Origin of the sequence: Accumulibacter sp., assembly GCF_031732815.1 — a bacterium.
In the GTDB taxonomy this organism is placed as follows: Bacteria; Pseudomonadota; Gammaproteobacteria; order Burkholderiales; family Rhodocyclaceae; genus Accumulibacter.
This window is the reverse complement of record NZ_JAVMKF010000050.1, coordinates 29,395-41,175: the sequence shown is the minus strand read 5'-3', so window position 1 is coordinate 41,175 and position 11,781 is coordinate 29,395. Positions and strand designations below refer to the sequence as shown.

Sequence of the window (11,781 nt, the reverse complement as noted above, 5' to 3'; positions counted from 1 at the left end):
CAAAGACGTAGCCAGTCTCGCCGATGGTGATTTTCTTGATCTGCTCCCTGAGTGCCGCGTAGCCGGCGGAAAAGTCGACCGCGATCGCCAGGCTGCCGACGACCTTGCCGCTCTGATCGCGGGCGGGCAGGTAATGCGCCATCCAATCGCCGCCGAAGAGCGAGGTGCGTCCTATCCACGCCTGATCGGCGAGCAACCGGGCGACCGCCGGGTGGCTGGCCGACAAGCGCGTACCCAGGCTGCGTTCGCCCTTTTCGTTCTTCAGCGAGGTACTGATGCGGACGAACTCGTCGCCTTGGCGAACGAAGATCGAAGAGACGGCGCCGGTACTCGCCAGCAGATGGTCGGGCGCGGTGAAATCGTCGTTCAGTTCGCGCTCGCGATTGCGCAGTACCGGCACGTCGCTCTCGCCGCTGCGCCGCGTGCTCGTGTTGTCGATGGTGAATACGGGGTCGAAGTCGGCGGCGAAGACGCGGCCGATCATCCCGGCGCGTTCCTCGACGCTGCGTTCGTAGCTGGTCAGGGCGTCGACGATCAGTTGCGTCTCGCGCTCGAGATGAACGATTTCGGATCGTTCGAGGTAATCGAGAAGATAGTGGCTGAAAAGGGCGAGGCCCAGGCCAAAGACACCGACCAGGAAGCTGGCGCTGATTGCCGGCAGTTTTCGCGTGAGGTCCATGTCCAGCAAGCGCATACTTTCGCCCTTCTCTTGGCAGCCGCCGGGAAACAGCCGACCGGCTGTTTCCCGAGGACCTGCAGGTAAACGGTTTAACGGGTAAACATTTCTACGTCCAGCGGCCCCCTTTCTTTAGGCGAAGGCCGGCAAGTCTGGGCAGCGCCCGCCAGTTGATCGACGATCGCCTGCTCGAAGGCGCGCACGACGCTCAGGTCGTTGTCGGCGCGCGGCGCCGCCGCTTGCAAGGCCGCGCGCCGCGCTGCCCGGCGCTGCGCGTCGCGGCATTCAGCCGCCAGTTGCAAGGCCAGCGCGAGGTACTGCTCGGCGCTTGCCGCTACACTTTCCGCTTGACCGATCTTGTGCAGCAAGCCGGCGGCGAGTCGCTGGCGCAGGAAATCGCCGGCCAGCGTGAGCACCGGCAAGCCGCGATGGACCGCCTGCCAGGCAGTCGTATAACCCGAGAAACCGGGGCAGTCGAGAAAGACGTCGGCGAGGTCGAGGAGACCCCGAAAAGCCTCGGCCGACAGCCACGGGACGAGCAGCAGATGGCGCGCCGGGTCGACCCCGCGCTCGCTGAAAGCACGCGCCAGACGCGCGTGTACCCGCCGGGCCGCCCACGGATACAGCGGATCGTCGACGACGATGAAAACGCATTCTCCCGCCTGCGCAGCGATCATCGCAAAGAGCGCGTCGTCCGCCGGTTCGAACTTGATCGCGCGCTGCGCGATCAGGAAACGGACTCCCGGCATCTCGCGCAGGCGGCGTTCGACCTCGGGCACGGGCGCGACGACCGGCGCCGGCGAAGTCGTGCAGCAGCCGGTACCGGGCAAGAGCAGTAGACGCTCGCGATAATGCGCTGCGGCCCCCGGCGGCTCGAGCAACTCGCCGGAGACGAAGCAGTCGATCGTGGGCAGACCGCTGGTAATCGGGTGACCCCAGCCGGCCAACTGCAGCGGAGCGAATCGCTGTGCCGCCAGATGAAAGCTCAAGGGGTCCATTCCCAGTTCCGGATAGAAGATGACATCCGGCCGATCGGCGACGCAGGCCTGTTGCCAGGCGGCGAGGTTGCTCACCGAATGCGCATCGCGCCAGGTGTCGGCGAGCGTACGCGCGTGGCGCGTCGCTTCGTCCTCGCGCTGACCGAGGTGATGCACGGTGAGCGCAAAATGCCGCCGATCGAGCTGCTCGAGCAAGCCGCGCAGGACGATCTCCCAGACCGAGTGCCGATGCACGTGGTGCGCGACGACGAGCAGCCGCAGCTTGCCGCGCGGCGAGTGACGCGGCGCCAGCGGCGGCGACGGCGGGCAGACGAGATCGGCGAAACGCGACAGCGCCGGGCAGTGGTTACCCGGCCGATAGGCAAGAAAGAACGGCAGATACGGCGCAACGCCGGCGTGCAGGCGCGCGCCGCGCCGGGCGTCGGCGGCCAGCCATTCGGCCAGGCGGTCGAGTTCGCCCAGGAAACCCTCGCCGACGGCGGCCGAAGCGGCCGGCGTATCGGCGACGATCGGCAAGCGACAAACCGCCTGCAGCAGGCGTGCGCTGGTGCACAGCGGATCGATGGCGAGCGCCTGCTCACAGAGCGCATCGGCCTCGTCGGCACGCCCGAGTTCGCGCAGCACCTGGGCCAGCCCTTCACGCGCAGCGACGCCTTCGGGCGCCACCGCCAGCGCGTCGCGGTAGACCGGCTCGGCCGCGGCAAAGCGGCCTTGTTCAAGGTACAGACGCGCCAGATTGAGGTAGGCGTCGAGGTAGCCGGGCGTCGAGCGCAGGCTGCGCAGCAGCACGTCTTCGGCTTCCGTGCTGCGCCCGAGGGCGAGCAGCGCGCAGGCCAGGTTGCTCGCCGCCGGAGCAAATCCGGGAGCCAGTTCGAGTGCCGTCTGATAGCAGACCAGGGCATCGGCCAGCCGTCCCTGCCGCTGGCGAACGTTGCCCAGGCAGAAGTGGGCGACGCAGTGCGCCGGTGCCAGTTCGAGCGCGCGTTGCGCCAGGCTTTCCGCTTCGCCCACCTCGGCGCACTCGAGCAGCAGGTCAAGCAGGCCGAAATGCGCCTCGAGCGCCTTCGGCGCGCGCGCCAGCACGCCCCGGTAGGCGTCGATCGCCGCCGGCGCATCGCCCAGCGCGCGCAGCGTCTGGGCGAGATTGATGCGCGCTGGAAGGTTTGCCGGAGCCAGTTCAAGCGCCTTGCGCAGACACGCGGCGGCGGCCTGCGGCTGGCCACCTTCGAGCAATGCCGCGCCAAGATTGGCCTGCGCGTCGGCGTCGTCGGGCGCCAGAGCGACCGCGCGCTGCAAGGCCGGCAGTCCATCGGCGCCCTGCGACTGTTGCGTCGCACCGAGCAGACCCCAGAGGAAAGCCGACTGCGGGAAGCGTTCGAGCAGCGCGGCGAGGCGCCCGAGCAGTTCGCCATGGCGCTGTGTGCGAAACAGATCGAGCAGCGCGCTGCGCTGCTCCGCGTCCGGCGCCGGCGCAGCACTCGCCGGCGCGACCGCGGACGCGCCGGCCCGGCCGCAGCAGAGCTTGAACTTGCGGCCACTGCCGCAAGGGCAAGGCGCGTTACGTCCGGGCGACATCGTTGTCGGCCAAGCGCCCAGCGCCGCTCGCCGAGGCTGGCGGCGCGCCCGTCGACGGGCCCTGCTCCGCCTCTCTGCCGGCGCCCCCAGGCGTACCGCTGCCGGTCGCCGGCGTGCTCCGGTGCAGTGCCGCCTTGGCCAGCAGATGCGCGCTTACCGGCGCGGTGACGAAGAGAAAACAGGCGACCGCCAGCTCGTGCAGACTGATGCGGCCGCCCGCCAGATCCGAGAAATGAATCGCCGAAGCGAGCAGCAGCGATCCGACGCCGAGCGTCGTCGCCTTGGTCGGCGCGTGCAGGCGAGTGAGAAAATCGGGCAACCGGGCGAGGCCGATCGCACCGAGCAGAACAAAGAGCGCGCCGATGACGAGCAGGCCGGCGACCAGCGCTTCGCTCGCGCTGCTCATTCGATCAAGTCTCCGCGCAGGAGAAACTTGCACAGGGCAACCGTTGCGACAAAGCCGAGCAAAGCGAGCAGCAGGGCGACTTCGAAACCGGCGGCGCTGCCCGTCGCCATGCCGTGCACGATGAGCAGGGCAATCAGGTTGATGCCCAGCGTGTCGAGCGCCAGAATGCGGTCGGTCAGGTCGGGGCCACGCAACAGGCGGATGAGGTTCAGCGCGAGCGCCGCGCCGATCAGCCAGAAAGCAATCTCGAGCGCTGTGTTCAGCATGCAAAGATCTCCCGCAAAGGCAATTCATAACGCTGCTTGATCTCCTTCACCAGCGCCGGCGGATCGGGCGCATCGAGCGCATGGACGAGGAGAATCCAGGCTTCGCGGTCGAGGTCGATGGCCACCGTTCCCGGGGTCAGCGAGACGACGCTGGCGAGCAGCGTAGCGACGAAGGGGTCGCGCAGTTCGAGCGGCACCTCGACCAGCGCGGGCGACAGGCGCGACACGGGGCCGACCACCTGGCGCGCGACTCGCCAGTTGGCGGTGACGATGTCGCAGGCAAAAACGAGCAGGAAGCGCAGAGCCAGTCCCGGGCGCAGCAGACGCGGAGGCGCCGGCCAGAAAGCCTGCGTCAGCCAGGGCACGATCAAGGCGAGGAGTCCGCCGAGCAGCACGAGCGCCAGCGAAGCGGCATCGGTGATCAGCAGCCAGAGCAGCATGAGAAGCAGCGACTGCAGCGGTCGCGCCAGAATACGGCGGATCATGGCGCAGCCTTCGGCATCTGCGGCGGCGCCGGCACCCTGGGCGCAGCCGCTGGCGCAGCAGGCGGAACCGCCGCAGTGAGGACAGCGGTGGCGTAGGCCCCCGGTGCGTGCAGTTGCCCGGCGGCGCGCTCTGCGAAGCCGGCCAGCGGGCCGGCGAACCCGGCGAGCAGCGGTCCGCCGGCAACCAGGCAGAGCGCGGCGCAGATCTTCTGCCAGGCGAGCGCGACAACCGGCGCGCCGCCGGCTTCCCGGTACTTCCAGACGAGCAGGCAGCCGTCGCGCGCAAAAGCGACCAGCACGACGAAACCGGCGGCCAGCAGCGTGGCCCAGACGGCAGGCGCGGCCGGCGTCTCGCGCAGCACGCCGAGCAGCATCAGTTTGCCGATGAATCCGGAGAACGGCGGCAGGCCGACAGCCGTCGCCGCGAGAACCAGGAAGGCAATTTGCAGCCACGCCGGGAGCGGCCGGGCGCCGGTGACGAAAGTGTCGGCGGCTGCGCCGCGCTGCTCGGCGATCACCCCGGCGAGCAGGAAGCCGGCCGCGCCGACGATCGTCGACTGCGCGAGGTAGTAGATCGCCGCGGCGCTCACCTGCACGCTCGCCGGCGCCGGGGTGAGCAGCAGCGTCCCGGCGGAGAGCAGGACGAGCCAGGCAGCCAGCACGCGCAAGCGCTCGGCGGCGAGCACGCCGAGCGCGGCGAAGGCGACCGTCGCCAACGCCAGGACGGTCAGCCAGGGCTCGAGCAGATCGTCCAGACCACCCGGCGCCAGCGCAATGAGCTGCACGCGCAGCAGGGCGACGATGCCGACCTTGGTCATTACGGCAAACAGCGCGGCAACCGGCGCGCCCGCCGCGGAGTAGGTGTGCGGCAGCCAGAACGACAGCGGCAGCAAGCCCGCCTTGAGCACGAAGACGGCGACCAGCAGGGCAAAGGCGAGACTGGCAAGCCCCCGGCTGTCGTCGTATCCGGCCAGGCGCTGCGCCAGGTCGGCCAGGTTGAGACTGCCCAAGGTGCCGTAAAGCAGGCCAAGGGCAAGCAGAAAAATCGACGAACCCAGCAGGTTGAGAACGACGTAGGCAATTCCGGCACGCGTGCGCGCAAGGCCGCCGCCGTGCGCGAGCAGCGCGTACGAAGCGAGCAGCATGATCTCGAAGAAGACGAAGAGGTTGAACAGGTCGCCGGTGAGGAAAGCGCCGTTGATGCCGAGCAACTGCAACTGGAAGAGCGGGTGAAAATTCGCCCCGCGCGCGTCGAAACCGCTGCTTGCGTAGAGCAGGCTGGCCAGTCCGAGCAGCGCGCCGAGCAGGACCATCAGCGCCGCCAGGCGATCGACGACGAGGACGATGCCGAACGGCGCCGGCCAGTCGCCGAGCGCATAGACCCGCCAGACGCCATCGTCGGCAAGTGCCGTCAGCCACCCGGCGAGGCCGACCAGGAGCAGCGTCGCCAACAGGCCGACGATGCGCTGCACGGCGAGGCGCGGCACCGCCATCTGCAGCAGCGCGGCGAGCAGCGGGAGAACGATTGGCAGGATCGGCGCGTGTGCAGTCACCGCAGTCACTCTTCCCGCCCGGGGTCTACCGTATCGTCAGCCGACTCGGCCAGGCCGCGCAGGGCAAGCAGCGCGAGATAGGCGGTCATCGCGAAACCGATGACGATGGCGGTGAGGACGAGCGCTTGCGGCAAGGGGTCGCTGCTCGCCGCGCCAGCGCCGATCAGCGGCGGCGCGTCCAGACGCAGGCCGCCGCTGGCGAAGAGGAACAGGTTGACGGCGTAGGAGAGTAGCGTCAGGCCAAGGAGAACCGGGAAAGTGCGTGCGCGCAGAACGAGGAAGACGCCGCAGGCAGTGAGCACGCCGACCGCAATCGCCAGCAAGGCCTCCATCAGGCGCTCCCGCCTGGCGTCGCCGCGCGCTGCGACAGGCTGCCGATTCCGCTCAGCAGGCTGACGACGACGGTGACGACGACAAGATAGACGCCGAGATCGAAGATCATCGCCGAAGCGAGTTCGACCTCGCCGATCAGCGGCAGCCTCAGGTGGCCGTGCGCGCTGGTCAGGAATGGTCGCGCGAAAACCCAGCTCGCCAGCCCGACGCCGGTCGCCAGGAACAAGCCGCCGGCCAGCCAGCGCGTCGGCTGCTGTGGCAGGCGCGGCTGAGCAAAGGCGATTCCGTTGGCGAGATACTGCAGGCTGAGCGCGACCGCGGTCACCAGCCCGGCGACGAAACCGCCCCCCGGAGCGTTGTGCCCGCGCAGGAAGAGATAGACCGAGACGAGCAGCGCGACCGGCAGCAGAGGCCGCATCAGCATGCTGAGAAAGAGCGGCTGGCGATCCCTCGCCCAGCGCCGACCGTCGGCGTCGTGCGCCGGTACGGGCAGAACCAGGCGGTCGAGCAGCGCCTGCGCGGCGAGCGCCACCATGGCCAGCACGGTGATCTCGCCAAGCGTGTCGAAGCCGCGAAAATCAACCAGGATGACATTCACCACATTCGTCCCGCCACCGCCGGGCAGCGCGTTCTGCAGGTAGAAGTCGGCCAGCGAGGCGGCCGGTTGGCTGAGCATCTGCAAGGTAACCAGCGCCAGTCCGCCGCCGGCGAGCAGCGCCAGCACGACATCGCGCAGCAAGCGCGGTGCGCTGCTCTGAGGCCGGCTGCGCGCCGGCAGATAGTGCAGCACCAGGAGCAACAGGATGATCGTCGCGGTCTCCACGGCGAGCTGGGTGAGCGCCAGATCGGGCGCCGATAGACGGGCAAAAGTCAGCGTCACGAGCAGACCGACGACACTGACCAGAATGACGGCGAGCAGGCGTTCGCGGTGCACCAGCGTCGCGCCGAGAGCCGCGACGAGCAGCGCGAGCAAGGCGCAGACGGCGGCCGCGTCAGCCGGATGCGCCGACGGGCGCAGCGCCACGCCCGGCCGGGCGAAGAAGGCCCAGCCGCCGAGCCCGACGACGAAGCAGAGGAGCAACGCGCAATAGCGCTGCAGCGAAGCGTTGTCGAGCAAGCCGACGAGCCGGCGCGCACCGCCGGTGCAGGCGCGCGACCAGCGCTCGAAAGCGGTACGTGCGTGCACCCGCGGTAGTTGCGCATGCCAGGCGTAGATCGGCCGGCGCAGCGCGTAGATGGCGACGCCGCCGAGCAGCGCCAGCGTGCTCATCAGCAGCGGCTGATTGAAACCATGCCAGAGCGCCAGGCGGTAGTCCGGCAGTCCCTGCGGCAACACGGCGCCGGCCGCCGCGGCGAGCCAGGGGCCGACCGTCCAGTTCGGAAAAATGCCGACGAGCACGCAGACGACGACGAGCAGTTCGCTCGGCGCGCGCATCCAGCGCGGTGGTTCGTGCGGCTGGCGCGGCAGATTGACCGGCTCGCCATTGAAGAAGACATCGTGGATGAAGCGCGAGGAATAGGCGACGGCAAGCATCCCGGCAAGCGTCGCGAACCAGGGCAGCAGCCAGGCGAGCGAGACGAACTGCGCATGACTGATCGTCTCGGCAAAGAACATCTCCTTGCTGAGGAAACCGTTCAGCAGCGGGACGCCGGCCATCGCTGCGGCGGCGACGATGGCCAGCGTCGCGCTGATCGGCATGACGCGGAACATGCCGTTGACCCGGCGCATGTCGCGCGTGCCGCATTCGTGGTCGACGATGCCGGCGGCCATGAACAGTGATGCCTTGAAGATCGCGTGATTGATCACGTGAAAGATCGCGGCGACCACCGAGAGCGGCGTGTCCAGGCCAAGCAGCAGCGTGATCAGACCGAGGTGACTGATCGTCGAGTACGCGAGCAGCCCCTTGATGTCGTGTTTGAACAAGGCGACGGCCGCACCATAGACCAGGGTCAGCGCGCCTGTTCCGGCGAGCAGCCAGAACCACAACGGATCGCCGGCAAACAGCGGATAAAGCCGGATGAGCAGGAAGATCCCCGCTTTCACCATGGTCGCCGAATGCAGATAGGCCGACACCGGCGTCGGCGCTGCCATCGCGTTCGGCAGCCAGAAGTGGAAAGGGAACTGGGCCGACTTGCTGAACGCGCCAAGCAGAATGAGAAGCAGCATCGGCGCGCAAAGATCGTTCGCGCGTATGCGCTCGCGATTGGCGAAGATGTCGGACAGTTCGAAGCTGCCCGCCAGCGCGCCGAGCAGCAGAACGCCGGCGAGCAGCGCCAGGCCGCCAGCGCCGGTGACCGCGAGCGCCATGCGCGCGCCGACGCGCGACGCGTAGCGCTGGTTGTCGTAGGCGACGAGCAGGAACGACGAAACGCTGGTCAGTTCCCAGAAGACGACGAGCAGCAGCAGGTTCTCGGCGAGAACGATGCCGAGCATCGCCGCCATGAACAGCAGCAGGATCGAGTAGAAGCGTCCGAGCCGGTCGCTGGTCGGCAGATACCAGGCGGCGTAGAGGACGACCAGCAGACCGATGGCGCAGATGAGCAGCGCGAAGAGCAGGCCGAGGCCGTCCACCCGCAAGCTGAAATCGAGGCCATAGGCGGGCAGCCAGCGCAATCGGAAGAAGGCACTCTGCCCGGCGAGCACCGCCGGCGCCAGGCCGAGCACGCAGCCAAGGCAGGCGGCCATGACGCCGGCCGCGGCCAGCGCCGCCGCCCGCCGGCCAAGACGCTGCAAGAGCAGCGGCAAGGCGCAAGCGCCAAAGGCAATGGCCGGAATGGCCGCCAGCAGGATGCTCGAATCCACGCACGCCCCATTCGGAAAGAAAGGTTCTCCGGTCGCCTGGCAGTGCTCCCGGAGCGGCGATTATAGCGGTCCTGATCGGCCTCGAGCTCGCCGCGCGCGCTCGGTCGCCCGGCCGCGCGGCTTGCCCGGCTTACAACAGAAAGCCCTGATCGAAGAAGAAGTCGTCGATGGTGAGGGCTGTCCCGACGACCTCAATCGTCATGTCGGCGCCGCCGTTGCCCGTCGTATCGACCTCGACGAGTTGCGTGCCGGCATTGCTGGTGACGCGAATTTCCGGAACGCCGGTCTGCGAAAAGGCGTTGCTGCCGATGAACTGCGTCGCGCTGGCATTGATCACGAAGAACATCGGTTCGAGCACGATCAGGTCCTCGGCACCGTTGAAATCGACGATGCGGTCGGGCGCAGCAGCGTTCGAGTCGGTCGTTTCCTGAAAGATGAAGCGATCGAAACCGAGGCCACCGGAAATGGTGTCGGCACCGCCTGCACTGTAGATTCGGTCGTCGCCGGCGCCCCCGTTCAGCCGGTCGGCGCCGTTGCTCGCCAAGATCAGGTCGTTACCATTACCGCCGTTCATCGTGTCGCCGGCAAGATCGCCGCGATAGCCGGAATACAAGCCGTCGTTGCCATCGCCACCGTCCAGGCTGTCGGAGCCCAGGCCGCCGTAGAGCTGGTTGTCGGCCGTCGATCCGATGAGCGTATCGTTGAAGCCGGTGCCGATGACGATTTCGACATTGCGAATCGTGTCGCTGCCTGCGCCCAGCGTCTTCTGCGCCGTGGTGATCCGCAAGTCGACGCGAACGCCGCGCGTGACCGCTGCCGAGCTGTAATCGACCGTGTCCCACTCGCTGCCGCCATCGATCAGGTCGTCGCCGATGCCGCCCGTGTCGGGACGCAGGATATCGTTGTCTGCACCACCGTACAGCTTGTCGTTGCCAGCGCCACCGTCGAGCACATCGTGGCCGGCGAAGCCGTAGAGGACGTCACGCCCGGCGCCACCGAGCAGCGTGTCCGCGCCGTCGAGACCGTTGATTGTGTCGTTGCCGGCCAGCCCGTCGATCTGGTCGCCGAGCAGGTACGACGCATTGATCAGGTCGCTACCGCTGGTGCCATAAGTGAAGGTGGTCGCGCGCGCATTGATGAGTGCCATTTTGTTCTCCGTTGTAGAAAGCTTTCGACTGGGTCGATGACCAGCCGCCAATGACCGGTTGCCGAGCCCTCCCGCGCCGACCGTCGGCCAGCCGGCGGGCGCCGCAGCCCGGTGCTCCGACTGGCCGACGCGCGCTCCGCAGCAGCCACCGCATCGCTGGAAAGCAATATTCGCGCCAACTGTTGACCCGCCGAGCACAGATCCCTGATAGCATATGAATAGCAGTTGATGGCAGATTCCGAACCATGCCTCGGCGGCGACCGACGGCAGGCGCCAGCCGCCAGCAATGGGGCTCATCGCCCATCCGGGAGTGGCAAATGCCCCAGGCACTGGGGCAAAGCACACAATCCGGTTTGGCGCCAGCCGGCGCATCGGCCTGACCCCGGTAGAGATGCGCCAAAGAACAGCTCTCGAAAAACGAAGAACTCGCGTCGCGGTAGTCGTACTGCTCACCTGCTTGCTTGCCGCCCTGCATGCTGCAGCCCCCGCAATAGCGCTGATGCCGCGCCTTAGGTCGACAGTAGCGACCGGCGCAGCATGCGGAATCAAGCCATAGCGAGGGTCGAAAACAATGCTTGAAATGCCATTCTCGATCCCCTGCCATCGCGATCAGTCTAGATAGGAAGGGATGCTCATGCGACCGTCGGTTGCGCTTGATATGAAGCGAAGCGCGGTGCGTGAAGCGGCAGGCCGCTTCCGCACGGCAAACGCGCGCGTCTTCGCTTCGGTGCTGCATGGCACCAATCAGAATGGCAGCGACCTCGATCTGCTGGTCGATACACTGCCCGGCGCTACGTCGTTGGACTTGCGCGATCTGGAAGAAGAACTGTGATCGCTGCTCGGCGTTGAGGTCGATTTGCTGACGCCCGGCGACCTGCCGCCGAATTTCCGGGCCAAGGTGGTCGCGGAGGCACAACCGGTATCAGCGAAAACCGACTACCTGATGACCTCCACCACATGCAGCAGGCCGCAACCGATGCGTGCAGTTTCGTGGAAGAGTTGGCCAAGGACGACTTCCTGACCGGCAAGCGGACCCGGCAGGCGATCATCATGAGCCTGACCGTCATCGGCGAAGCGGCCACTAAGGTGATGGATGGCTGCGCCGAGGTCACCCAGTCGCATGCGCAAAATGCGAAATCGCATGGCCCACAGCCATTTCGACATCAGCCTCAATCTGGCGTGGGAGACGGTACGGGAATGGCTGCCGGCCTTGCCCAAGCAACTGCCCGCCCTGCGCCAGGATGTCGATAGCGACGACCGCAATGATCATGGGATGGAACCATGACCCTCTGCGCTCTGGGTGAGCCTGGTATGGCTGGACGGATGCGCCATCCGAGCGGCCGCGCATGACCCGCGAGATCGAGGAAGCCCTTCGCCGAACTGACGATCCCGACGCCAGGTTGCACACGCACGACGAAGTCATCCGGTCGCGCCAGGAACGCATCGACCGCGCGCGAGACACGCCATGCTGATCGCTCATGCACGTATCTCGATGCAGGATCAGAATCTTGCACTGCAAGGTGAAGCCTTGGCCAAGGC

The 11,781-nt window shown here is 67.4% G+C and carries 9 protein-coding genes and 2 pseudogenes; 2 read left to right on the top strand and 9 right to left on the bottom strand.

The features are described 5' to 3' along the window. The 9 genes from RKP46_RS04660 to RKP46_RS04620 form a co-directional block, all read right to left on the bottom strand. Positions 1-694, bottom strand: a 694-nt coding sequence (locus tag RKP46_RS04660) for a Cache 3/Cache 2 fusion domain-containing protein (protein WP_311105544.1), incomplete at its 3' end; no start/stop codon positions are given. A gap of 74 nt (positions 695-768) precedes the next feature. Then, positions 769-3,249, bottom strand: a complete 2,481-nt coding sequence (locus RKP46_RS04655) for a tetratricopeptide repeat protein (RefSeq protein WP_311105543.1) — start codon at positions 3,247-3,249, stop codon at positions 769-771. Further along, positions 3,233-3,655, bottom strand: a complete 423-nt coding sequence (locus RKP46_RS04650; protein WP_311105542.1) for a Na+/H+ antiporter subunit G — start codon at positions 3,653-3,655, stop codon at positions 3,233-3,235. The genes RKP46_RS04655 and RKP46_RS04650 overlap by 17 nt, the downstream gene beginning before the upstream one ends. Continuing rightward, on the bottom strand, positions 3,652-3,921 hold the full coding sequence (locus tag RKP46_RS04645) for a K+/H+ antiporter subunit F (RefSeq protein WP_300330170.1): 270 nt from the start codon (positions 3,919-3,921) through the stop codon (positions 3,652-3,654). The genes RKP46_RS04650 and RKP46_RS04645 overlap by 4 nt, the downstream gene beginning before the upstream one ends. Then, complete coding sequence (locus tag RKP46_RS04640) at positions 3,915-4,406, bottom strand: Na+/H+ antiporter subunit E (protein WP_311100421.1); 492 nt, start codon at positions 4,404-4,406, stop codon at positions 3,915-3,917. Before RKP46_RS04640 ends, RKP46_RS04645 begins: the two co-directional genes overlap by 7 nt. Continuing rightward, on the bottom strand, positions 4,403-5,968 hold the full coding sequence (locus tag RKP46_RS04635) for a monovalent cation/H+ antiporter subunit D (protein WP_311105541.1): 1,566 nt from the start codon (positions 5,966-5,968) through the stop codon (positions 4,403-4,405). Before RKP46_RS04635 ends, RKP46_RS04640 begins: the two co-directional genes overlap by 4 nt. Continuing rightward, the gene (locus RKP46_RS04630) at positions 5,965-6,291 is read right to left on the bottom strand and encodes a Na+/H+ antiporter subunit C (protein ID WP_300330164.1); all 327 of its coding nucleotides are present in this window, start codon (positions 6,289-6,291) and stop codon (positions 5,965-5,967) included. The genes RKP46_RS04635 and RKP46_RS04630 overlap by 4 nt, the downstream gene beginning before the upstream one ends. Beyond that, positions 6,291-9,083 (bottom strand): monovalent cation/H+ antiporter subunit A, encoded by a 2,793-nt coding sequence (locus RKP46_RS04625; protein ID WP_311105549.1) that lies wholly within the window; start codon positions 9,081-9,083, stop codon positions 6,291-6,293. The genes RKP46_RS04630 and RKP46_RS04625 overlap by 1 nt, the downstream gene beginning before the upstream one ends. Before the next feature lie 142 nt (positions 9,084-9,225). Then, positions 9,226-10,242: a calcium-binding protein gene (locus tag RKP46_RS04620; RefSeq protein ID WP_311105540.1), complete on the bottom strand. Its 1,017-nt coding sequence runs from the start codon at positions 10,240-10,242 to the stop codon at positions 9,226-9,228. 634 nt (positions 10,243-10,876) lie between these two features. Here RKP46_RS04620 and RKP46_RS04615 point away from each other — a divergent pair. Together RKP46_RS04615 and RKP46_RS04610 are read left to right on the top strand one after the other, a co-directional pair. Further along, positions 10,877-11,164: pseudogene (locus tag RKP46_RS04615) on the top strand (nucleotidyltransferase family protein); the annotation flags it as partial. Further along, positions 11,164-11,527 (top strand): annotated as a pseudogene (locus RKP46_RS04610) (DUF86 domain-containing protein). The pseudogenes RKP46_RS04615 and RKP46_RS04610, both read left to right, overlap by 1 nt. Positions 11,528-11,781: the final 254 nt, after the last annotated feature.

Coding starts and splice junctions, on each gene's coding strand:
- RKP46_RS04645 (WP_300330170.1), bottom strand. CDS start 3,921: ATGCTGAACACAGCGCTCGAGATTGCTTTCTGGCTGATCGGCGCGGCG.
- RKP46_RS04640 (WP_311100421.1), bottom strand. CDS start 4,406: ATGATCCGCCGTATTCTGGCGCGACCGCTGCAGTCGCTGCTTCTCATG.
- RKP46_RS04655 (WP_311105543.1), bottom strand. CDS start 3,249: ATGTCGCCCGGACGTAACGCGCCTTGCCCTTGCGGCAGTGGCCGCAAG.
- RKP46_RS04620 (WP_311105540.1), bottom strand. CDS start 10,242: ATGGCACTCATCAATGCGCGCGCGACCACCTTCACTTATGGCACCAGC.
- RKP46_RS04650 (WP_311105542.1), bottom strand. CDS start 3,655: ATGAGCAGCGCGAGCGAAGCGCTGGTCGCCGGCCTGCTCGTCATCGGC.
- RKP46_RS04630 (WP_300330164.1), bottom strand. CDS start 6,291: ATGGAGGCCTTGCTGGCGATTGCGGTCGGCGTGCTCACTGCCTGCGGC.